Source organism: Streptomyces sp. NPDC017991, assembly GCF_044328075.1.
Classification (GTDB): domain Bacteria; phylum Actinomycetota; class Actinomycetes; order Streptomycetales; family Streptomycetaceae; genus Streptomyces.
In genome coordinates this window covers 724920-747459 of sequence record NZ_JBIRGP010000002.1, presented here as the reverse complement: position 1 = coordinate 747459, position 22540 = coordinate 724920, and the positions used below count along the sequence as shown (strand labels likewise).

The window sequence follows — 22540 nt, the reverse complement described above, 5'->3', positions numbered from 1 at the left end:
TAGAGCCTCCTGGGGCGGATGCGCACGACTATGTCCGCACGCAGTGGGAGCAGCTTGCCGCCACTTGCCGCGGCAAGTGGCGGCAAACTAAGGTCTCCATTCCAAGGGGTTGGGTTGCGAACGTGTGAGCGGATTGGTGGAGCTGTGCAAGAGGAAGAACTGAGCTGGCGGAACACGGACCTGGGCACCCGGATCAGGGTCGCCCTGTGGCTGCGCGATGAAGTGGGCGAAGGCGGCACCTTCTCCAAGGCGCAGCTCCGGGAGGCCATTCAGGGAGCCGAGCAGGTGGACCGCCGGATGCGTGACCTCCGCCCCGCTGGCTGGGTGATCAAGACGTACCGCGACAAGCCCAGTCTTCAGCCGGACCAGCTCTACCTGGAGGCCATGGGGCGGCCGGTGTGGGAGCCGGAACACCGGGCCGCCGGCCTGCGCCAGATCAGCGCTAAGACGAGGCGGTTCGTGTATGAACGCGATCTGCACATGTGCCGCCGCTGCGGCATCGCGGCAGGCGAGGAATACGCGGATGACCCTGGTACGCGCGGGCGCCTCACGCTCGGCCACGTCAATCCGCACAAGTCCGGGAGCGCGGGGAACGCGGAAGACCTGATCACCGAGTGCGCCCGGTGCAATGAGACCGTGGGTCATCTCACCGGCGTGCAGATGACGAAGGAGCAGGTCTGGGACCGGGTGGCCGCCCTGCCCAACCGCGGCAAGCGGGACCTGTTGGAGTGGATGGAAGCCGACCATCGCACCCTGTCGCCGGCGGAGAAGGCGTGGGGCATGTACCGGCAGCTCCCCGCGGTGTTGCGTGAGGCGCTGCGCCAGGACCTTGAGGCGCTCCTGAAGAGCTGACCGCCTGATGTGGCCATCCGGCCATGCCGTGGCTCCTGGGTGCTAAGGGATGCGACACTTGCGTCTCTGCAATCGCCGCACCAGGAGGAGTCGAGTGGGTACCGCCGACGACCGCAAGCTGACCTCGATCGAGATCTGCGCGGGCGCTGGTGGCCAAGCTGTGGGGCTTCACCGTGCCGGCTTCCGGCACCTCGCGCTGGTGGAGATCGACAAGCACGCCGCCGCGACGCTGGAAGCCAACATCAAGGCCCGGCCTTCTTGGAGCTGGGAGAAGGACCACTGCCTCGTCCGTACGGCAGACGTAAAAGAGTTCAAGCCTCTGGAGGAAGTCCCGGATCCTAAGGCGCTGGCGAACGGGATCCCTGCCGACGAGGCCGACCGCATCAAGCCCCGGAAGCTTGACCTGCTGGCCGGCGGAGTTCCCTGCCCACCTTTCTCAGCGGCTGGCAAACAGCTCGGCCGTGACGATGAGCGCGACCTTTTCCCACGCATGCTCGAACTCGTCGAAGAGCTCAAGCCCCGCGCGGTCATGATTGAGAACGTGCGCGGTCTGGTCGAGCCGGAACTCAAGTTCAGGCCTTATCGGAACCACATCAAAAACAGGCTCCGCGACCTTGGATATGTGATCTGCGGTTGGCAGGTCCTTCAGGCACAGGATTATGGCGTTCCGCAACTGCGTCCGCGTGCCATCCTCGTGGCTATTCGTAAGGACGAGTACCGCGGTTTCGACTGGCCTGAGCCGCTGCCGAAGGTGCGCCGAGTGGTGGACGCGCTGGAGGAAACCATGAAGCGGCGGCTGGGCGATGGGTCACCGCGGTATGAGAAATGGTACGACGCGGCGAAGCTCGGGACCGTCGCACCGACCCTGGTAGGCGGCTCGAAGAAGCATGGCGGAGCTGACCTCGGGCCTACGCGGGCGAAGCGGGCCTGGGGCATGCTCGGCGTCGACGCTATGGGGGTGGCCAACGATGAAGACAAGATGGTCGACCCCAAGCGGGACTTGGGTAATCTGGAAAAAGGGCCGATGCTGACCGTTCAGCAGGCCGCGCTCATTCAGGGATTCCCGGACGAGAGGGACCCCGAGGGGGCCTGGGAGTTCGTTGGAGGCAAGACCGCCCGGTACCGTCAGGTGGGCAACGCGTTCCCGCCGCCCGTGGCGGCTGCCGTCGGTGAGCAAATCCGGGAGGCCCTGCTGCGTACGGGTCCTCTTCTGCCCGACCCCAGCCCTGAGCACGAGCCCGAGGACGATCCCTCACTCACCGCGCCCGGACTTTCTGAGCAGCAGAGCATCCCGACGCTTGAGGACGACGCGGAGAACAGTGCTCGCGCACTCCTCGGGTGACTCGTGCTCCCAGAAGCGGAGCACAGTCCAGTTGGCCGCTGACAAGCGCTGATCGGTGTCACGGTCGCGGGCGACATTGCCCGCGACCTTGTCCGACCAGTAACCGGGGTTGGTCTTCGGGGAGACGTAGTGCTCCGGGCAGCCGTGCCAGTAACAGCCGTCAACGAAGACAGCCACCTTAACGGGCCGGAACACGATGTCGGCCGTGCGGCGAAGGTCTGGGAGAGGCTTGGCCGCCACTCGATAGCGCAGTCCCTCAGCGTGCAGGAGACGACGCAGCGCTCGTTCCGGCTTTGTGTCTCTGCTGCGGATCGCCTGCATGTTGCGCCGTCGGGCCGCCGAGGAAGCCCATGACCCTGCGGGGGGAACCCAGTCCTCGGTGTCGGGCATTGCGGTGCCTTCCCTGTGCGCGATCGGTCCGACCGAGGTCGGGGAGGATCAGCTTGCCTTCGTCCATGTGGCCTGTCCCGTTCTCCGGACCGGGACAGGCCACACAGCGCCTCACTTCTCTCAGGGAGCAGGTTTTCAGTCCAGCGCGGGCATGGACGAATCGGCCGCGCGGAACCGTACGTAAGGGCGTGCTGAGCCCGCGCGGTGCACGGCGGGTACGAAGGCCGCGGCCAGTACAAGCTTGGTCGTGTTGACGGAGACGACCTTGGTCGGGCTGTTCGGGACGGACTCCGATTCCAGGACCGGGTACAGCAGGAGTGCCCCCCGGCGCGGCTGGTGGAACTGGGTCGCGAAGGGGTCATCCGGCGCCAGAGCGCGAGCACCGGCGATCCGTTCGGCTGACTGCCTGTGCGCCATACCGGAGATGCGGTTGAAGACTCCGTGAGCGTTCCGGCTTCGCTGGACGAGGCTGAGGGACTGGCTGCCGAGGATGCTGCCCGCCGTAGCAGTCCGGCCGCTGGTCTGCGGCAGGATCACCGCCCAGTCGTCGGTACCGCAACCGTTGTCGCTCGGGTCCCGCAGGTACTCAAGGTGAGGCGCGAAGAGGTCGGGGCGCCCCCAGGTGAGGCTTTCGAAGATACCGAGGAGTTGGGCGTGCGGGATGATCTGTGTTTTCGCGGCGTAGGACACGTAAGTGCCGCGGTCGTCGCTCGGGAGGTACACGAAGGGAACCGGCTCCTCGTCGAGCGAGGTGAGGACGGGTTTCCAGATTTCCGCGTTGTACTTGAGGTCCGCCGCGGCATCCGGGTAAGCCGTGGGCTCCACCCATTCGCCCGGTGAGCGGATCTCCACCAGCTCAGCGTTATACATCTTGTTCCGGGCGGCGGGCTTGAGCCAGGGAAGGTGCTGGGAGACCAGGGGCCGGACCTGCGAAGGCGTCACCTGCGGACGTCCGTCCACCAGCTGCGCGTACCGCGCCAACTGCTCGCGGAACAGTTCCTCGTCCCGGCACACCGCCTCGAACGCCTCGTACAGGTCCGCCGTCTGGCTGCGCCCGTACGCCTCCTCGCGGCCGATATAGAGGCGCACGAGGTCGCGGTAGCCAGGGCGGAAGCCGAACCAGCGGCCCATCTGCATCAGGGTGTCCGCCTGCTGGGTGGTGCGGCGGTAGTAGGTGACCGTCAGGCCCTCCACCGTGAAGCCGCGCGAGAGTTTCGCGCCGCCGACGAGGATCTTCCAGACGTGCGGCGTGCGGTCGAAGTCCAGGTCGAGCTGGTCGAAGTAGCGGTCCGAATCGCCGTTCACGACGATGACGGGACGGCTTCCGGAACCGATGAGCTGGCGGGCGCGGCTGACGTGCGGGCGCAGTTCCTCGTACGAGGCCGGCGAGGGCAGGCCTGCCGCGCGGGCCCCGCTGACCTTCGCGTAGTCCGACTCCCACAGTGCGGCGAGCCGCGTGTGGCCCGCTGTGGACGCGTAACCCGCCTCGTGCCACATGGAGTTGATGCGCAGCGCGAGCTCCGCGTGGTCGTCCTTCTTCACCGACTCGTGCACCAGCATCGTGTGGTGGCGGAACGGGCCTTCCGGCACGCCGTGCGCCGCCCGGTACAGCTTCAGCGCGCCGGACAGGACGAACGCGTCCATCGCCTCCTGGAGGCGGTCGCCCGTGGCGTCGTAGATGCCGCGGACGTGCGCCCTCTCCTGCGAGTTGGTGTACGTCCGCTCCTCGTGCGGCACCGCCGAGTCCAGGTCATGGAAGTCCTGTACGCCCATGTAACCGGCCGGGCGGGGGAGGGAGATGAGGAAGTCGGAGGGGAAGATGTCGTCGCCGTCGCTCGGGTCCACGAAGACGTTGGCGAACGGGGTCGCCGTGTAGCCGACGTACTGGGCGCGCGGCAGCAGGCCGAGAAGCTGGGATATGAGCTTGTTGATCGCGGTGCGATCGGTGCGGCCCTGCTCCCACTTCTTCGGGTTCGACGTGTTAACGGACGCCTGGTCGGACTCGTCGTCGATGATCAGGGCGGGCAGCTCGCCGAGGAGGCCGTGGATCTGCTTGAGGTCCTTGACCAGCTTCTCCAGGACGCTCTTGTTCTTCTTGACCACCATCACGCGGGCCGCCGTGTGGTGCAGGTTCGACGGGTCGTGCAGCGGGCGGGTCGGTTCGCGTTTCTCGAACTCCAGGGCGCGGATGCCCTGCGCGAGGCTCTTGTAGTCGTTGTCGCGCGTGGTGAGGCGTTCTATGTCGAACGCGCCACGGGTCGAGGGGCGCCCACCGTGCCGGACGAACTCCGGCCACTCCTCGTCGTCGCCCACGTAGTCCACGCCGACCAGGCTGTCCACGTCGTCGGGGTCCGCGCCGCGCAGGATGTTCTCCTGCCCGATCAGCTCCATGTCGAGGCGGCGCTGCGTCTGTGCACGCAGCATGTTCAGGGTGCCGCCGAGGACGATGACCAGGCGGTATCCCGCGTCGACGGCCTTCGCGGCCACACCGGTGAAGTTCGCGGTCTTGCCGGACTGCACGTAACCGACGACCAGGCCCTTCGCCTGGCGCGCGGCAGGCTGCTCCGGGTCGGCTAGGCGCTCGACCACCGCGCGGCTCGCCTCGTCGAGACCGGCGACCGCCTCCGGCGACCAGCCCTTGGCGCGCAGCTTGCGCTCGTACGCCCGCCAGTAGAACGAGCGGGCCTCCGCACGCTCCGGGGTGTACCAGGGGGTGAACTCCCGGGTAATGATCGTCGCGCCGGGCACCTCGGACACCCGTACCAGCTCGTCGAGCACCTTGCGCAGGTCCTCGCCGAGCCGCAGCCGGTCGTACGCGGCCGCGCGCCGCTCCGGGGTGCGCGGCGGGACGTCGGGGGCCCAGGGGGCGGACTTGGCGAAGTCCCAGTCGTTGAGGTGACGGCTCCACAGGACGAGGAGCGCCTCGTCGTTGGCGGCGAGCCGGGCGCGGAACGTCTCCTCGGTCAGGTCGGCGTCGGGGTGGTCCTCGTCGGCGGCCAGCGCCGCCCACTTGGCGAAGTGCTTCGGGCCGCTCGTCATGCCGGACAGGGCGGAGGTGTGGATGGCGAGGAGGGCGTCGTCGCTCACGGAGGTCCTTAGGCGATCGGGGTGCCGGTGGCGGGGGAGGGGGGTCAGGAGACGCCGCGTTCGCGGCGCTCGCGCTGGACCCGTACCGACGCCAGCAGGATCGTGTTCCAGTAGTCGACGCGGTCCTGGCGCGTCTTCTCCCAGCGGCCGAGGCCGAAGCAGTCCTCAAGGAGCAGATACAGGAGCGTCTTCGTGACCGGGGCGTCGTTCGTGCCGCCGCGCCGGCCGTCGTTGAAGTCCTCCCGGAACGACCTGTTGAGGAGGACGGCGTTCGCCTCGCGGTCGAGGTCGAAGAAGCGGTCGTCCGGCAGAGGGACCCAGCGGAACTCGATGGGCTCCTCGCCCGGCTTCTCCGGCACCTCCTCCTTGACGACCCGCTTGACCTTCGGATCGAGGCCCTTGCCGGGCGGCGTCACCGGCTTGCGGGTGATCTCGGCGCGCTTCGAGCCGTCGCGGTACGCCGCCTCCGCGTCCAGGAGGTAGGCGTGGAAGGTGTGGCCCGCCGCGTCCACCGCCTCCTCCACGCCGAGCGTGAAGGCGGGGGTCACGGTGACGCCCTCCTTTTTCACGTCGAGGCTGAAGACACCGTTCGGCGTGGCCGGCAGGTCCACCTCCACGCGGGCCAGGACGAGGTGGCCCTCCGGGCTGCGGAGGCCGTTCCAGCCGCCCGCCTGCACGAGCCGGTCGTTGCGGTAGAAGTAGAAGCCCTGCCGCTCGGCCAGGGCGCCGATCTGCCGGAAGCCCGCCTGCTTGGACTTGGCGGGCCAGACGTGCGCGGTGAGCGTCACCGGGCCGACGCCCTCGACCGGGGCCGTGAACGAACGGGGGTAACCCGCCCGCCCCGGCACCTTGTAGCCGAACGGGTCGAGGGGCTCGACGCTGATGTGGTCCAGCTCCTCCCACTGCCCGCCGTCGCCGACGTCCCACACGGCGATGTCCAGCTTCAGGCCCTTGCGCAGGAACCGGTGGAAGTGGAGGCCGAGGTGGGTCTCCAGGCGGGATATCGCCTTCGACAGGTACTGGTCGCTCTGTCCGCGCGCGACCGTCTCGAAGGTCCGCACCCGGTCCCAGCGGACCACCGTGCCCTGCCACTCGATGACGCCGTCGTAGCGGTCGACGAGGTCCTGCGCGTAGCGCGGGTCGACGGTGTCGCAGCGGAAGCCGTCCTCGATGCCCTCGGCCGTGAGGCGGCGGCCCGCGGCGCGGGTGCGCCGGGTGCGGCTGACGACGGTGAGCGAGGAGGCGTGGGAGAGGGAAGCGGCCTTCAGGCCCGTGCCGTACATGCCGAGGGAGTCGTCGTCGTAGTCACGGCGCTTGCCGACCGTCATCGCGGCGTCCAGGCAGGCGTCGTCCATGCCGCGGCCGTTGTCGATGATCAGGAGCGTCAGGATGCGCTCGGCGTCCCGCAGGAAGTGCACCACCATCTCGTCGGCGCCCGCGTCGAGGGAGTTGTCGATCAGGTCGGCGACGGCGACCTCGAAGCCGTACCCCTGGTTGGTGAGCGCCTTGCCGTAACCGGCGTCCGGGGGCAGGTGCGTACTGCCGGTGGTGGGGACGTCGTACTGCCAGGCTGCGCTTGATTCATAGGGCATGGGCTTCCTCGTGCGCACAGGTCGGAGCCTGCGTGGGGGAGGAGCGGCCCGACATACCGATCGATGGTGTGACGGTACTGCAAACGTCGGACACGGGAACCGTCAGTACCGAAATGAGGACGGAGAGTTCCTCCTGCTCTTGCCCGGTGCCGGGGGCTCCCGTCTGAGCCTCCAGCACCGGGGACGGGCGGACAGCGGAAGGCCGCCTACAGATCCGCCCCATGACAAGCCTCGTAAGCCCGCCCCGACCCGCACCAGCAAGCCGCCCCCCGCTCCGGCGGCCAAGCCACGGCCCTGCCCCGTGCCGCCAAGGTCGTCGCGTACTGCGGTAGTAGCGACGGGTCGCCCGGGGAAGCCAGTTCCGAGGCTGCGAAGGCCTCGTACGACGGGACCGTGCCTGTGACGATGCCCAGGTTCGGGGTGCCCGAGGTCGACAGTTCTCGTAGCGAGGCTTCTATCGTCGACAGGTGTTCCTCGTGGGACGGGTACTCCGTGGACAGGGACGGGTATGCCGTCAGGAGTTCGGTCAGTTCGGGGGCCGGCCAGTGGAGGACCGCCACCGGGAACGGGCGCGACAACGCCTCGCGGAACGTGCTCAGCCGTGAACGGACCACTGTCGATGTGGGCGCGCCAAGTGGCCGAAGCGGAGCTTCGTGATCTGCTTCCCCGTCGATGTGCCCACTCGCAAGGCGTCGCGCAGCGTGCGGCCGAATTGGTGGGAGTCCTGGGCGATGACAGTGACCTGCTGGCTTCTGCCGCCGTGCTTCACGATGTGGGCTACGCGCCGAGGCTAGGGAAGGCCCACACAGCGGAAGGATGTGTCGTTGTCCTGCATGTCGGCGTTCGCGGCGTTCCGTAAAAATGGTGCCGCTCGCTCGAACGGGCTGGTGAACGCTGAGCCCTTCAGCTCGTAGCGGCCGGTCTGCTCCTTCGTGGAGCACCACTCCCAGGTGTTCCCGCACAGGTCGAACACTCCGTACAGGCTCACGCCGGACTGGTAGCGAGAGGCGGGAGTCGTTCTCCCTATCTCCGCTTCCGCCACGTTGCACTTGGCGGCCGTGGGATGGTCCCCCCACGGATACACGCGTCCTTTCGTGCCGCGGGCGGCCTTCTCCCACTGCTGGGCGGTGGGGAGCTGTTTTCCGCACCAGCGGGCGTACGCGGTGGCGTCGTGCCACGTAACCCACACCACCGGGTGGTCGAACAGGTCGTCGGGGCAGCGGCCGTTCGGCCAGTGCTGCGGCGGCCGGTGGGCGGTGGCGCGTACGAATCGCGCGTAGTCGAGATTGGTCGTCGGGTAGACATCGATGTGGAAGCCGTTCAGCCAAGTCGGGGCGTTCGCAGGTCCGGACAGGTAAATGCCCTCCTCGACCGGGACCATGACCTTGCCGTCCACGGGGTGCTTGATGGTGCGCGGGTCGCGGCGCAGCAGTTCCTCGGCGCGCTCGTCATGTTCGACGGCGGCCCGTTCGGTGAGGAGCGTCGCGAATCGCTGCTGCGCGGCAGCCCCGGCGCGGGTGAGCAGAGTGTCCAGAGCTTCCTGGTTTCCAGGGCGCAGACGGATGCTTTCACCCCGCCCCTCCCAAGTCGCCAACTGGCGCTGACTCACGGGAACTAAGGCGGCGAAGTCCCGCCCGGTCATTCGCAGGGACGTGCGCAGGAGCAGGACCTCTCGGCCGGTCCACCTTGTGACCCCCGTCATTGCGGTCTCCTTCTAAAGCTCCTCGCCCGGGATGGACAGGTAGGTCTCGCGCAGCGCGCTCAGCACGGGGTGCTCGGTCTGCATGGGTGTGTCGTCGATCGCGGAGAGAGCGCGGAGGCCGATCGAGGTGTTGGTGGCGAAGGCCGCCGTCATGGCTTTGGCTTCATCGAGGGTGACGGGGGCGACCCTGTACTCCGTGCGCTCTTGGAGGAGAGCCGCGGTCACCCCAGGCAGCACCGGGCCCTTCGGCCAGACGATGGTGCCGTTCTCGTCGATGAAGCCCACGTTCCACGTTCCGCCCTCGGTCACGTGGTTGTCCGGGCCGAAGAAGAGGGCGTCATCGAAGCCCTTTAGCCGTGCCTCGCGGCGGGCGTGGAGTGCTCCGAAGAGTCCGCAGTGCTTGACCTCGGGGAGGTCGCGCTCGTACTGCACGCTCCACGCGGTCAGCGGCGGCGGAGGCAATGCGCCGGCTGAGCGCAGGGTCACCATGATCCGCGGTTGGACGGCTTCCTCGGGATGCCCCATGTCCACGGTCGGGTCGAAGTGTGTGACACGGACGACGCAGGCTCCGTCCTGGTCGTCCAGGGCCTTGCCGACCAGCTCTCGGACGTGGCCGGTGTCCACAGGCGTGCCGAACACGATTTCGCTGTCCCGCGCGAGTCGCTCCAGGTGGAGGGAGAGTCCCCGGATGCGGCGATCGGCGTCGACGCGCATGGAGGTGAAGTGCCCGTACGACGTCAGTGCGAGAGGGAGCAAGTCTTCGGCCGTTGCGAGCTGTTCATTCAGTGTCGCCATGTCGCCCAGCATGGCAGGAGGGAGTCGGCGGGCGTCACCCGAAAGCTAGTTACTGACGAGTCAACTTCATCGGGACTTCATTCCCTCTCTCTCCACTCATGGTGTTCGCTAGTAACCAACCGAACACGTGTGGTGACGTCCGGGATGGCGGGGCGTGATCGGTCCTGCCGAAGAGCGTCCAGCGCACCCGGCCATCAAGCCGAGCCCGACCACTGCCAAGTGCCAACCTGCAACAGAAGCCAGGTACCCCAATGACAGTCCCCGATGACTCGGAAGTTCGCGACCCCGGCGCGCTGCGCGCAAGCATGGTCCGGGCACTTCGGGACCAGGACGCGATCACGTCCGAGCGCGTCGCCGCCGCCTTCGCCACCGTGCCCCGGCACCGTTTCGCGCCCGGAGCGCCCCTGGAACTTGCCTATGACCTCCACAGCACCGTGCCGGTCAAGAAGGACGAGCACGGCCTGGACATCAGCGTCATGTCCGCGGCGCACCTCCAGGGCGTGATGCTGGAGCAGGCCGACATCAGGGCCGGTATGAAGGTCCTGGAGATCGGCTCCGGCGGTTATAACGCCGCGCTTGTCCAGGAACTCGTAGGCGGCGAAGGAGCGGTCACCACCGTCGACATCGACCGGGACGTCATCGACCGCGCCCGCCGGTGCCTGGACGATGCCGGGTACGGGCAGGTGAGGACGGTTCTCGCCGACGGCGAGAGCGGTGTCCCTGACGGCGCGCCGTACGACCGGATCATCGTGACCGTGGCCGCGTGGGACATTCCCGCACCGTGGATCGGCGGGCTCACCGGGAACGGCCGGCTCGTCGTCCCGCTCACTGTGCGCTGCACCACCCGCTCGATCGCGTTCGACCGCGACGGCGAGGGTCTGCTGAGCCGCTCCTACCGGCTGGCGCGCTTCGTTCCCATGCAGGGCGAGGGCGCCCCCAAGGAAGAGCGGAAAGTACTGCTGCGGGACGGAGTTGCCCTGCAGACCGACGACGTGCGGGTACGCCTCGACGCGGAGGCGCTGAATCGCGCGCTGGACGAGCCCAGGCTGGTGCGCTGGTCGGGGGCGGCCTACGAGCTGCCTGACGAGCTGGAGCTGTATCTCACGCTGAATCTGTCGAGCGCGGCCCGGCTCCACTCGTCCAAGGATGTCGTCGAGAGCGGGCTCGTGGAGGCGTCAGCCCTGCTTGGTGTGCCGACCCTGGTCAGCGAGGACAGCATCGCGTACCGCACCCGGCGCGAGAACGAGAACACCGGCGGCTTCGAGAGCGGAGTGGTCGCGCACGGCCCGCAGGCCGAGGCCCTCGCGGACCAGTACGTGGAACTGCTCCGACGCTGGGCCCGGAACCACCGCCGTCGGGGCACGGCGACGATCCGGTACCTGCCGGGCCCCGCCGCGTCACCTCTCCCCCAGGTCACCGTGCCGAAGCGGCACGGCGTCGTCGCGGTGACCTGGCACTAAGACTCCGGGGCCCGCTCCCGGGTCCTGGCACCTCGCACCATCACTCACTGCCATGGAGGCACGCATGACCGTTCAGCTGGAGCACGGACTTGTTCAGTCGGTTGTCGAGCAGGAGGAGCCGGGACAAGACGACTTCGAACTGGACATCACGATCGTCGAGGGCGGTCCCGCCGCGGACCAGCTCATCCGCCTCACGAACGACGGCTGCGGCTCAACGTGCGCGTCCGCGTGCACGAGCTGTCCGTAACCGCATCCGATCGCGTCTATCGCGGTGCCTGGCCATGCCTGCTCCCGGGGCGTGGCCAGGCACCGCGGCAACTGGAGGGGTGCGTGTATCACTACATCGATGCAGCGGTGGTACGGGCAGCTGCGCTGTGCTTCGACCGGCCGGTGGTCTGGCCGGAGCTGACAGGTCCGGCCGCCAACATCTCGTCGTGGCGCGCGTGGCTGCAACAGATCTGGCAGGAGGCCGACTTCGCGAACGCCGTCACCGCCGCAAGCCCGGACCTCGCGAGCCGAGTGGAACAGGTCTGTGCCGGCCGGGCGCTGCCGGAACCCGCTGCACGCCGCACGGTGCTTTCCGTACTGCGGTACCTGTTGCGGGCCCGCACACGCGCCACCCCTTTCGGACTCTTCGCCGGAGTCGCAGCAGCGCGGATCGGCACCGTCCCGGCGCTACGCACAGGGACCGGGCACCGGACAGCCGCCAGACCCGACGCGGCATGGACCACGGCAGTCGTCGGCCGCTTCGAGGAACACCGTGGGCTGCGGCCCCGTCTGCTGCTGCTCACCTCCAGCCTCGTCGTTGAGCGCGACGGGTACGTGGTCATTGAGCACCGCCCCAGCGGCACGCGCGATGTGGCTCCCGAACACGTACAGGTACGCCTGACCGGACCGGTCCGCGAAGCACTGGACAGTGCGCGGACTCCCATTCTGTGGAGCGATATCAGCGGCAAGCTGTCCGTCAGTTTCCCGACCGTGCCGCTCGCCACGATCGAGACGCTGCTCGCCGGCCTGGTGAGCCAACGAGTTCTGATCACCAGCCTCCGCGAGCCGATGACAGCCACCGAGCCGCTTGCCGCCCTCGTCACCCGCACACGGTGCCTCGCCCCTAGTGAGACAGCAGAACTTCGGATGGCTCCCAAGACGGCGCTCGACCTGGGAGTGGACTGGGACCTGGTCGTTCCGGAGGCAGTGGCCCAGGAGGCAGCGGACGCGGCCAAGGCGCTCACCCGTCTCGCTCCCCGCGCCGCTCTGACCGGTTGGACTGAGTGGCACGGCCGGTTCCTTGAGCGGTACGGGCCACGGGCGGTCGTCCCCGTCCTGGACGCCGTGGAGGTGCTCGGATATCCACCGGGCTACCTCGGCTCCTCCTCGACGTCGGCACCCTCCCCGCTGCCCGACCGAGACAGTCGACTCATCAGGCTCGCCCACTCCGCCGCATTGCAGCGCCGTCTTACGGTAGAGCTCGACGATGCCGCGATCGAGGAGCTGTCCACCACAGCCCCTGGCCACCCCGTCCAGCCGAGCACCGAGATGACCGTCCGCATTGACGCGGTGAGCGTTCCGGCGCTAGAGCAGGGCGAGTTCACGCTCCACGTCGTCGGGGTCGCCCGCTCGGCCGGAACGACCACTGGCCGCTTCCTGGGCCTCCTGGACGACGAAGACCGCCGTCGCATGACCGAGGTGTACGCCGGTCTGCCGGGTGTGCACCAAGGGGCGCTCATCGCACAGATCAGCTCTACCCCGTTGTCCGTAAGTGCCGAGAACGTCGCGCGTGCCCCGCAGGTGACCGATCTGGTGATCTCGCTCGGCGACTACCACGGACCGGACACCAGCCTCATTCCCCTGACGGACCTCGCGGTGACCGCTGACGCCGAACGGCTGCACCTGGTCTCGCTCTCCCGCCGGCGCCCGGTACACACGCTGCTGCTGAACGCCGTAGACCTGAGCCACCACTCTCATCCGCTGGCCCGCTTCCTGGCCGAGGCACCTGTCGCACTGGCCGTCCCCTGCACCGGGTTCATGTGGGGTACCGCCGCCCACAACCTGCCCTTCCTGCCCGCGCTGCGCTACGGGCGCACGATCCTGTCCCCGGCTCGCTGGCTCCTGAGCAGGGACGACCTCCCCGCCGCATCGGCACCGTGGCCGCTGTGGGACGAGGCCCTGACCGGATGGAGCCGCGACATGCAGTTGCCCGAGCGGATGTATCTGAGCGAGGCAGACCAGAGCATGGCCCTGGACCTGTCGGAGCCCTCGCACCGGGCTCTGCTGCGCACCCACCTGGACCGCGATGGCACGGTGACGCTGCGCCCCGCACCGACACCCCAGGATCTGGGCTGGACCGGCGGTCGCGCGCACGAAGTCGTCATCCCTCTGGCCGCAGAGCAGAAGGTCACTCCTGTCCGGGCAGGTGGCCACGTCGTCAGCCGGGAGCACGGTCACCTGCCTGGTCACGGCGACCGCATCTACCTTCAGCTTTATGGACACCGCGACCGGCAGAACTCTCTCCTGACCAGGCACCTGTCGACAGTACTGAAAGAACTGAGCGGCCCCCGATGGTGGTTCGTCCGCTACCGAACCCCCGTCGACCATCTCCGCCTCCGACTCACCTGCGCACCCGGCACACTGGGTTCCGCCGTCGAGCAGATCGGCGAGTGGACCCGGCAGCTCCAGCAGAGCGGCCTGATCACCGACGTCGGCATGGAGACCTATTACCCGGAGACCGCGCGGTTCGGCGGGCCAGCGGCGATCGACGCAGGCGAGCAGTATTTCGCTGCCGACTCCGAGGCCGTCCTTGCCCAACTCGTCGCCCAGAGCGGGAAGAACGCGCCGGACGACCGCGCGGTCACCGCCGCAAGCATGGTGGACATCGTCACCGGCTTGCTCGGTGACGACGCCGCGGCAATGCGCTGGCTCATCGAGCACACCCGCACCGACCAGGCCGCTCCGCCCCGCACGGTCTACCGACAAGCCGTCGACCTGGCGGACGCCGGGCCGTCAGGCCTGGACGAGCGCGTCACCACGGCCTGGTCCGCTCGCCGCGTGGCGCTGGCTGCCTATGCCCGCGCACTCAAAAGCGCGGGCACGCAACCTCACGACCTACTGCCGGACCTGCTGCATCTCCACCACGTCCGAATGCGCGGGCCAGGACTGCCCGAGGAGCGCACACACCTGCACTTGGCCCGAGCTGCCGCCCTGAGCAGGACGGCCCGCGCGAGGAGGACATCGTGACCACGACAGCCCCCGTTCGGGCCGCGCTGCCGACCGTCGACCGGCTGGCCCGGACCCTGACCGACCCCGGCGCCGTGTGGTCCGGAAACCGGCCCGACGGGGTTCGCGCCTGGCCGCAGTCGCTTGCCGGAGGAGCTACGGGTATCGCCCTGTTGCACATCGAGCGCGCCCGGACGGGACGCGGAGACTGGGACACCGCACACACCTGGCTCGCTACGGCACTGCACGGCGACATCAGCGCGGCGGCCAACGCCAATCTGTACTTCGGCGCTCCCGCCCTCGCATACATCACGCACCGCGCGGCCAGTGCGTCGAGCCGGTACCCGCGCGTCCTGAAACGGCTGGACGCGGCAACTCTCACCGTCACCCGTAACCGTCTGGCCGAGGCCCACCGGCGCATCGACCAAGCCGAGCGGCCTCCCATGGAAGAGGCCGACTTGATTCAGGGCCTGTCAGGGCTGGGCGCCTACCACCTGAGCCGCCACCCCCACCATGAGATCACGCGGGACGTGCTGGCCTACTTTGTGCGCCTGACCGAGCCGCTGACCGAGCCGCTGACCGAGCCTGTGCCTGAGCCCCTGTCTGAGGCGGCCGAACTGCCGCCATGGTGGATGAACGTCGCGCCCACGGGTGCTCCGCACGCCGGCTACCCCGGCGGGCACGGGAACTTCGGGCTCGCCCACGGCATCGGCTCCGCCCTGTCCTTACTGTCCCTGGCCCTGCTGTACGACCTGGACGTGCCCGGTACGGTCGACGCGATCGAGCGAATCTGCGCCTGGACCGACCAATGGCGTCAAGGTGATCAGACCACCCCATGGTGGCCGGGCCACATCTCGATACAGCAGGCAACCAGCAGCCAGTTCCACTCTGCTCCTCGCGCCCGTCCTTCCTGGTGCTACGGAGTCAGCGGCAGCGCCCGCGCACAGCAACTGGCCGGACTCGCCCTACGAGACCCGGTACGCGTACAGGCCGCCGAGAACGCGATCCTCGCGACCTTGCGGGATCCGCTGCAACTGAGCCAGCTTCCTGAGATCGGGCTGTGCCACGGAATGGCCGGACTGCTGCACGCCGCATGGCGGATGGCTACTGAGACAGGCAACGCCGAGATCACTGCGGAGCTGCCCCACCTGACCGACCGCCTGATCACTGCGCTCGACCAGAACGGTGACGACAACCCCGAACTCCTCGACGGAGCAGCCGGAGTAGCCCTCGTCCTTCACACCGTGGGCACGGGCAACGCGCCCACACCGCACTGGGACACCTTCCTCGCTCTGGCGTAAGCGCCCACGGAGGCCCGTCGCATGAAATCGCCCGCCTGGTGCCAGGCCAACGTCGAATTCCCTGACTGGGAGCGCGCCGAGACCATCGCCTTGGCCCGACTCGCCCCGCTCCTACGCACCTCAGAGGATGAAGGCGCCCTCACCGCGTGGTTCATCGTCCGCAAACGCCCCTGCTGGCGGGTGCGCTACCTGGCCGCCGCCGATGGGCAGGCCCGAATGAGCCAGGGCCTTGAAGCGCTGACCGCCGAGGGGCACATCACAGCGTGGACGGAGATCACCTACGAACCGGAGGTCCACGCTTTCGGCGGCACCGAAGCCATGACATCAGCGCACCGGCTCTTCCACCGCGACAGCCGCAACATCGTCGGCTTCCTCCGCAGCGACGTCGGCAGACACCGGCGTGAGACGTCCCTCATGCTGTGCAGCCTCATGCTGCGGTCCGCTGGGCTGGACTGGTACGAGCAGGGACACGTCTGGGCATGCGTCAGCGCCCACCGTGCCTTACCCGCCGCCGGTGTCGAGCAGGCCGGCAACGACCGGCTGCTCGCCGCCGTACACCGGCTAGTCGCCGTGAACGGAGAGGACCTGATGCACGCGGGCGGACCACTGGGCCACGCTGCTGAATGGGCCGGTGCCTACGCCGACGCCGGAAGGGAACTGGCCCACCTCGCCGGCTCCGGACAGCTTCACCGTGGCCTGCGTGACGTCCTGGCCCATCACGTGCTCTTCGCCTGGAACCGGATCGGCCTGCCCTACGCCACACAGGCCACTCTCGCGGCCACCGCGAAGACCGTCATCTTCGGCCCGGACCCCACCGCCGAGAGGAGCACCGCGAACCGTGTGGAGACTTCCTGACGCCATAGCCCAGCGTTTCCCGCTCGTTGCTCGCCCCCGCCCCGCCTGCCTTCCTCTGCCCCAGCGCGTGCACAAGCTGACCGAACTCGCAGACAGCGCGGCGAAGCTGGACGATGCGAGTGTGGCCTCCACGGTGTACAACCAGGCCGCTTTGACCGCCTCCGACGTGGGCGCCTTGGACGTCGCGCGCGAAATGTGCCACCAGCACGCTGCCGCGTACCTGCACGCGACCCCGCTGCCCGCGAGGGCCGCGATCCGCGCTCTCGAACCCGTCGTCAACCTCGCGCGCCTGCAACTCAGCGCCGGACAATCCGACAAAGGCCGCCAATCCCTCCTGGCTCTGTTCGACGCCGTCACCACCGGGAGCGCCATCCGCGTCGAGGGCATCGCTGTGCCCTCGGATCTCGTCGCGAACGCTGCCGACCGCCAAGAGCTCCGCGCCAGGCTGTGGAGCGTCATCCTCGCCGACGGCACGCGGGCCCTGACCGCTGCCGGGCGGTGGGCCGAAGCACTCGCCCACGTCGAGGCGCACCACGGCGTCGGTCACCGCATGCTCGACGGCCGCCAGGTCGCCGTCCTTGCCGCCCTCACCGCAGGCAACAGCCAGGCTGCCGACCAGCTCATAGCTACTACAACGCCTGGTGAGACATGGGAGCGGAGCGTCACCGACGTCCTGGCCGCCCTGTGCCACCGCGTGTCGGGGCGCCCAGGACGAGGCTCGCTACGCGACCTGGCCAACACTTACCTTGAACGCTCCCACCAGGAAGACCTGACCGTCTTCGATACGAGACTCGGACTCGCGGTGCTGGACGTAATCGACTCGGCCGACGCCCCAGCCGCGCGCACGGTGGTCGCGGAGTTGCATCGCCGGACGATGCGGACAACCAACGGCCATGCTGCGCGAGAGACCATCAATCACCCGCTGTTCGCCGCCCTTGCCACCAACCGGCAGACCAAGGACTGCCGTGCGCTCGTTCAGGCTTGCGCACTCGGAAACGGGATGTTTCCGGAAGAAGTGGGCCGCCGACTTTCAGCCGCCGTGCGCATCAGCGACCGCGTCATTCGCCAGAGCGTCGACCACCCGAAGCAAGCAGCGTCGTTGCGTACTGCCGTAGGAGCGACGCGCCACGCAAGAGTTCCCGCGGCTCCTCCTGACGCGCAAGATCTTTGAGAACGACGCACTCGAAGGCGGTGCACGGGCGCGGCTCCGGGACGAGGGCACCCGATCGACGCTCACGATCAAGCAGGTCACGGACGCCACCACGAGCAACGGCACCACCGAGGTCGAGACCGAGGTGACGGATCTGCATGCCATGGCCGACATCGCCTTCGTCGAGATCGAGGGCCCGGATGAGGCATCGGTCCGCCAGGAGGTCGTGCTGGTTGACCTCGACTATTCCGAAGCGCGTTTCGGCAGTGTTGATGAGATCTACAAGAGCGAGGCCGGCAGGGACATCCTGGCCGAACCTACTCTTCTCTTTGCCGACGTCGACGAGCAGGCTTCCCGCAGCGCCTCACGTGCTTCTTGAACCTGGCGGCCCGCAGGCCGAGCAACTCGCGGAGCAGGGCGTCCGTGACCGGCAGGTGCCCATCGCCCCCTTCAGGCCGTGCCCCCATGGCACCCCTCGTAAGCCCGCCCCGACCCACACCAACAACCCGCCCCCCGCTCCGGCGGCCAAGCCACAGCCCGGCCCCTCGCCGCCAGCGTCGTCGCGTACTGCGGTAGTAGCGACGCGTCGCCCGGGGAAGCCAGTTCCGAGGCTGCGAAAGCCTCGTACGACGGGACCGTGCCTGTGACGATGCCCAGGTTCGGGGTGCCCGAGGTCGACAGTTCTCGTAGCGAGGCTTCTATCGTCGACAGGTGTTCCTCGTGGGACGGGTACTCCGTGGACAGGGACGGGTACGCCGTCAGGAGTTCGGCCAGTTCGGGGGCCGGCCAGTGGAGGACCGCCACCGGGAACGGGCGCGACAACGCCTCGCGGAACGTGCCCAGTTCGGCGCGCAGCCGGGAGATCTCCGCCTGCAGTTCCGCCGGGTTGTCGGAGCCCAGCGACCACACGCGCTTCGGGTCGTGCAGCTCGTCCAGGGTGACCGGGGAGGAGTTGAGGGTGTCCGCGAGGGAGTCCCAGTCGTCGTGGGGCAGGCCCAGCATGCGGCGTACGCGATGGCGGCCGAAGAGGACCGGGTGGGTCGCGTACGGAGGCTCCGGGACGTCCGTCAGGAGGTGGACCGCCGCCTCCGTGAACGTCTCCTGCGCCGCCTCCAGCTCGTCGTGGGACTCCAGGGACTCGGCGACGATCACCCATGGGGCCGGGTCTCGCGGTGCCGCCGCGCGGACGCCCTCGATGATCGCCCTGGCCTCCGCCTCGTGGCCGTACTCCCAGAGGTTGGCCGCCTTCAGGGCCCGTACCAGGAACGGGTTCTCCAGCGGGGTCGTGCTGGAGAGCAGGCGGTCGTAGAGAGAGGTGGCTCGCGGGCGGTCGTCGGCCAGTTCGAGGTGGGCCGCTGCCTGCACCAGCAGGTGTTCGGCGTCCTCGGGATACAGGCCGGCTGTCCGCTCCAGGCGTGCTGCTTCGGCGTTGTGGTCGACGTACTCGGCAGACGTGTCGGGGCGCATGAGTGACACCGTACTGCCGACCGCCGACAGAGGTGAGGTAGGTGCAGGCCAGGGGTCAGATCGGCGTGCGGTGTTCGGCTGCGTGTTCAGCTGAGTGTTCATGGGGGTGGTGAGTTGAGGGCTCAGCCCTTATCGTGCGGCCCCGGCTCGGCCCAGCCTCGGAGAGGAGGCGTGCGCGTGCGGGTTCCCATCGTTCATCAGCGGGGTCGACGGCGGCGTGCGCGGTACGCCCGGTTTCTCCGGAACGGTGCCGAAGTTCTCGTGACCCTCGGTGTCGTCCTCCTGCTCCTCGTCGCCCATCAGCTGTGGTGGACCAACCGGCAGGCCAGGGAGGGCGCCGAGCGCAAGGTCCAGGCCCTGGAACAAGAGTGGGGAGAAGAGGGGGAGGGGGAGGAAGAGGGGGAAGGGGGTGGAGAGGGTGGTGGGGCTCGGGCCGCCGCGCCGCGTTTTGGTGCCGGTTCCGGTGCCGGTTCCGGCGAGGGTCGGCCCGGGACCGGCTCCCGGGCCCAGCCCCGGCCCCGGCCCCGTTGGGAGCAGGCCTACGCCGTCCTCGGCATTCCCCGTCTCCGGCTCCGCGTGCCCGTCGCGGAAGGCGTCGGCAAGTCCGGTGTGCTCGACAAGGGGTACGTCGGGCACTACCCGGACACCGCCCAGCCCGGCCGCGTCGGGAACTTCGCTCTCGCCGGGCACCGGAACACCCATGGCGAGCCCTTCCGGTACCTCGACCGGCTGCGGCGCGGAGACCGGGTCGAGGTCGAGACCCGGGACGCCGTCTACACGTACGTCGTCGACCGGACGCTGCCGCGGACTTCGCCCGGGGACGGCGGGACGATCCGTGCGATCCCTCGCAGCACGGTCAGGCCCGCGTACGGGTACACCGACCCCGCGCACTATCTGACGCTCACCACCTGCACACCCCAGTACACCTCCAAGTACCGCCTGGTCGTCTGGGGGAAGCTCCGTTCCGTACGGCTTCGCTAGCCCGCGATCAGGGTTTCCGCACCTTGTCGTAGTGGCCCAGGAAGACCGGAGCGCCGTTCCGCACGCGGTGCAGGAACAGGCTGTTGACCCAGCGGAACTCGTGGGTCACCGGGTCGAACTCGATGGTCTTGGCGAGGCCCCTGTGGGTGGTCTCGCGGAGTCTGCGCACCATGGCACCCCGTTCGGGCTCGACGCTGCCCAGCTCGCGCATGGCCCGGGCGACGAAGAGCAGCGCGTCGTACGCCTCCACCGCGTAGCGCTCGACCGTGCGTACCCCGAAGCGTTTCCGGTACGTCTCCACGAAGCGCGCCGCGGCCGGCAGCTCGGCCGGGTCCACGTAGGTCGTGCTGATCACCCAGCCCTCGGCCGCCGGGCCCGCCTCCTTGAGGAACGCGGTCGTCAGTACGGGTTCCGGGGCCATGCGCGTGCCCCGGAAACCGGCCCGTGCCAGGGCGCGGGCGCAGCGGGCGGCCCGGTGCGGTGAGGTGCCGGCGTAGACGACGGCCTGGGCGTCCGCGGCGAGCACGGCGGCGGCGACCGGGTCGAAGTCCTCGCTGTCGGCGGGGACGGTGTGGGTCGTGGTCGTGCCCTGGGAGGGCGGGTACGCGCTCACGTCCCTGACGATCTGCCAACTGGTCCGGCCTGCCGCCCGGTCGTCGATCAGGGCGGTCCTGCGGCTCTTCTCGGCGTGGGTGAGGTAGTGGATGAAGGGCGTCGACAAGGCGTACTCGTCGGGTCTGAGCTGGAAGTACGCGCGGGTGGTGGTCGTGGAGTACAGAGCGGCGCCGGAGGAGACGGACACGAGGGGCAGCAGGGCCTTCTCGTAGCGGGACACGGCGACCTCGGCCGCGGCGGCGCCGGTCGCGGCGAGGACGGCGTACACGTCGTGGTCCGCGACGAACCCGCCGGCCACCTCCTCGGACCGCTTCGCCTTCCCGGCGTCGTCCAGGACCTTCAGTGCGAGAGCGAAGGGGCGGCCGTCACGCAAACCGCCGTCACGAGAACCGCCGCCATGAGAAAGGGCCCCACGGGAGCCGGAGCCGCTGGACACGGAGTCACGGGAGCCGGAGCCGCTGGATGTGGCGCCACGGGATGCGGAGTCACCGGCGCCCGAGTTGAAGTCCGCCACGGCGATCCGCGCGCCCCGTTCCTGCGCCCGGCCCGTCGCCCTGTCCGGTCCCGACAGGTCCGCGTGCAGGCCGATGACGTACCGGGGGAGTGGTCCCGAGCCTGCCGAGCCGTCGCGGCCGGCCGTGGACCGGGTGGCGGCCCAGGCGGCGAGGCCGCCGCCGGTCAGGACGACCCCGGCCGCCGAGCCCAGCGTCAGGACGCGGCGCCGGGAGAGGGTGGGGCGGGCTGCCTCCGGTACGCCATCGGGCTGTACGAGCGTGACGGGACCGGAGCCCGGTCCCGGTCCTGGGGCGGGGTCGGGGTCGGGGTCCGGCAGGGACAGCGCGGCCGACGAGCGTTCCGCGATCAGCCGGGGGAGCGAGGGCGGCAGCCAGTCGGGCTCCGGGCCGCCCTCGTCGGTCAGCGCGTCCCGTACCTCCTGCGCGGTGGGTCTGGCCTCCGGGTCCTTGGCGAGGCAGCCGGCCAGCAGCGGGACCAGGGTCCACGGCACGGCGTCCAGGTCCGGCTCCTCGTGGACCGTACGGAAGATGACGGCGGCCACGGTGCCGGTGCCGAACGGACGGCGGCCGGTCGCCGCGTACGCGAGGACGCAGCCCAGCGAGAAGACGTCGCTCGGCGGGCCGACGCCGCCGCCACCGGCCCGTACCCGCGCCTGCTCCGGCGAGAGATAGCCGGGCGAACCGATCACCACGTCGCTCGCGGTCAGCGCGGTGGCACCGGTGGACCGCGCGATGCCGAAATCGATCAACCGGGGTCCGTCGAGGGCGAGCAGGACGTTGCCCGGCTTGACGTCCCGGTGCACCAGGCCCGCCGCGTGCACCTCGGTGAGCGCCTCGGCCAGCCGCGCGCCCAGGGCACGTACCGTACGGTCCGGCAGCGGCCCGTGCAGCGCGACGGCCTCGGCCAGCGACGGGCCCGGTACGAAGGCGGTCGCCAGCCAGGGTTCGCGGGCCGCCGGTTCCGCCGCGGTGACCGGTACGACCCACCGCCCGGTGAGCCCGCCCGCCGCCTCGGCCTCGCGGCGGAAACGGGTCCGGAAGTCGTGGTCGGCCGCGTACTCGGCGCGGATCACCTTCAGGGCGACCAGCGTCCCGCCCGCCGAACGGGCCAGGTAGACCACGCCCATACCGCCCGCGCCGAGCCGGCCGAGCAGCCGGTGACCGCCGACGGAGAGCGGGTCGCCGGGTCTGAGCGGGCGCAGTCCCCCGAACCCCTCCACGTG

The 22540-nt window shown here is 69.3% G+C and carries 17 protein-coding genes and 2 pseudogenes; 11 read left to right on the top strand and 8 right to left on the bottom strand.

Translation table 11 applies throughout. The annotated features are described in order from the left end of the window. The first annotated feature begins 144 nt into the window (after window positions 1-144). Complete coding sequence (locus ACH4DZ_RS07795) at window positions 145-852, top strand: HNH endonuclease (protein WP_398286044.1); 708 nt, start codon at window positions 145-147, stop codon at window positions 850-852. A 94-nt stretch (window positions 853-946) separates the two neighbouring features. Continuing rightward, entirely contained in the window at window positions 947-2194 is a 1248-nt protein-coding gene (locus ACH4DZ_RS07790) for a DNA cytosine methyltransferase (protein ID WP_398286043.1), read from the top strand. On the opposite strand, the gene ACH4DZ_RS07785 is transcribed toward ACH4DZ_RS07790, so the two are convergent. The 4 genes and pseudogenes from ACH4DZ_RS07785 to ACH4DZ_RS07770 all read right to left on the bottom strand — a co-directional run. Continuing rightward, a complete protein-coding gene (locus tag ACH4DZ_RS07785; protein WP_398286042.1) occupies window positions 2105-2584 on the bottom strand; it encodes a very short patch repair endonuclease in 480 nt (159 codons plus the stop codon). The two genes, ACH4DZ_RS07790 and ACH4DZ_RS07785, sit on opposite strands and share 90 nt — an antisense overlap. A 135-nt stretch (window positions 2585-2719) precedes the next feature. Beyond that, a complete protein-coding gene (locus tag ACH4DZ_RS07780) occupies window positions 2720-5623 on the bottom strand; it encodes a Z1 domain-containing protein (protein ID WP_398286236.1) in 2904 nt (967 codons plus the stop codon). Window positions 5624-5715: 92 nt separating this feature from the next. Continuing rightward, entirely contained in the window at window positions 5716-7263 is a 1548-nt protein-coding gene (locus tag ACH4DZ_RS07775) for an ATP-binding protein (RefSeq protein WP_398286041.1), read from the bottom strand. A 206-nt stretch (window positions 7264-7469) separates the two neighbouring features. Further along, window positions 7470-7856 (bottom strand): annotated as a pseudogene (locus ACH4DZ_RS07770) (SEC-C domain-containing protein); the annotation flags it as partial. Between ACH4DZ_RS07770 and ACH4DZ_RS07765 the strand changes: the two are divergent. Next, window positions 7772-8122 (top strand): HD domain-containing protein, encoded by a 351-nt coding sequence (locus ACH4DZ_RS07765; protein WP_398286040.1) that lies wholly within the window; start codon window positions 7772-7774, stop codon window positions 8120-8122. The pseudogene ACH4DZ_RS07770 and the gene ACH4DZ_RS07765 sit on opposite strands and share 85 nt — an antisense overlap. On the opposite strand, the gene ACH4DZ_RS07760 is transcribed toward ACH4DZ_RS07765, so the two are convergent. Both ACH4DZ_RS07760 and ACH4DZ_RS07755 read right to left on the bottom strand, forming a co-directional pair. Next, the gene (locus ACH4DZ_RS07760; protein WP_398286039.1) at window positions 8054-8965 is read right to left on the bottom strand and encodes a formylglycine-generating enzyme family protein; all 912 of its coding nucleotides are present in this window, start codon (window positions 8963-8965) and stop codon (window positions 8054-8056) included. The genes ACH4DZ_RS07765 and ACH4DZ_RS07760 overlap by 69 nt on opposite strands. A gap of 12 nt (window positions 8966-8977) precedes the next feature. Continuing rightward, window positions 8978-9760 (bottom strand): aminotransferase class IV, encoded by a 783-nt coding sequence (locus ACH4DZ_RS07755; RefSeq protein ID WP_398286037.1) that lies wholly within the window; start codon window positions 9758-9760, stop codon window positions 8978-8980. 251 nt (window positions 9761-10011) lie between these two features. On the opposite strand from ACH4DZ_RS07755, the gene fxlM reads away from it, so the two are divergent. The 7 genes and pseudogenes from fxlM to ACH4DZ_RS07720 form a co-directional block, all read left to right on the top strand. Continuing rightward, the gene (gene fxlM, locus ACH4DZ_RS07750; protein WP_398286036.1) at window positions 10012-11220 is read left to right on the top strand and encodes a methyltransferase, FxLD system; all 1209 of its coding nucleotides are present in this window, start codon (window positions 10012-10014) and stop codon (window positions 11218-11220) included. 64 nt (window positions 11221-11284) lie between these two features. Continuing rightward, window positions 11285-11467, top strand: coding sequence for an FxLD family lanthipeptide (locus tag ACH4DZ_RS07745; protein WP_398286035.1), 183 nt, complete (start codon window positions 11285-11287; stop codon window positions 11465-11467). A gap of 83 nt (window positions 11468-11550) precedes the next feature. Continuing rightward, entirely contained in the window at window positions 11551-14454 is a 2904-nt protein-coding gene (locus ACH4DZ_RS07740; protein WP_398286034.1) for a lantibiotic dehydratase, read from the top strand. Continuing rightward, window positions 14451-15734 (top strand): lanthionine synthetase C family protein, encoded by a 1284-nt coding sequence (locus ACH4DZ_RS07735; protein ID WP_398286033.1) that lies wholly within the window; start codon window positions 14451-14453, stop codon window positions 15732-15734. The genes ACH4DZ_RS07740 and ACH4DZ_RS07735 overlap by 4 nt, the downstream gene beginning before the upstream one ends. A 21-nt stretch (window positions 15735-15755) precedes the next feature. Continuing rightward, window positions 15756-16589: a thiopeptide-type bacteriocin biosynthesis protein gene (locus tag ACH4DZ_RS07730; protein ID WP_398286032.1), complete on the top strand. Its 834-nt coding sequence runs from the start codon at window positions 15756-15758 to the stop codon at window positions 16587-16589. Continuing rightward, window positions 16573-17760, top strand: a complete 1188-nt coding sequence (locus ACH4DZ_RS07725) for a hypothetical protein (protein ID WP_398286031.1) — start codon at window positions 16573-16575, stop codon at window positions 17758-17760. Before ACH4DZ_RS07730 ends, ACH4DZ_RS07725 begins: the two co-directional genes overlap by 17 nt. Continuing rightward, window positions 17714-18118: pseudogene (locus ACH4DZ_RS07720) on the top strand (adenylyl cyclase); the annotation flags it as partial. The gene ACH4DZ_RS07725 and the pseudogene ACH4DZ_RS07720, both read left to right, overlap by 47 nt. A 71-nt stretch (window positions 18119-18189) precedes the next feature. On the opposite strand, the gene ACH4DZ_RS07715 reads toward ACH4DZ_RS07720, so the two are convergent. Beyond that, entirely contained in the window at window positions 18190-19206 is a 1017-nt protein-coding gene (locus tag ACH4DZ_RS07715) for an SEC-C domain-containing protein (RefSeq protein ID WP_398286030.1), read from the bottom strand. A gap of 177 nt (window positions 19207-19383) precedes the next feature. Here ACH4DZ_RS07715 and ACH4DZ_RS07710 point away from each other — a divergent pair, with 177 nt between their 5' ends. Next, window positions 19384-20187, top strand: a complete 804-nt coding sequence (locus ACH4DZ_RS07710) for a class E sortase (protein WP_398286028.1) — start codon at window positions 19384-19386, stop codon at window positions 20185-20187. A 7-nt stretch (window positions 20188-20194) separates the two neighbouring features. On the opposite strand, the gene ACH4DZ_RS07705 is transcribed toward ACH4DZ_RS07710, so the two are convergent. Further along, on the bottom strand, window positions 20195-22519 hold the full coding sequence (locus ACH4DZ_RS07705) for a bifunctional serine/threonine-protein kinase/ABC transporter substrate-binding protein (RefSeq protein ID WP_398286235.1): 2325 nt from the start codon (window positions 22517-22519) through the stop codon (window positions 20195-20197). Between the last annotated feature and the right edge of the window lie 21 nt (window positions 22520-22540).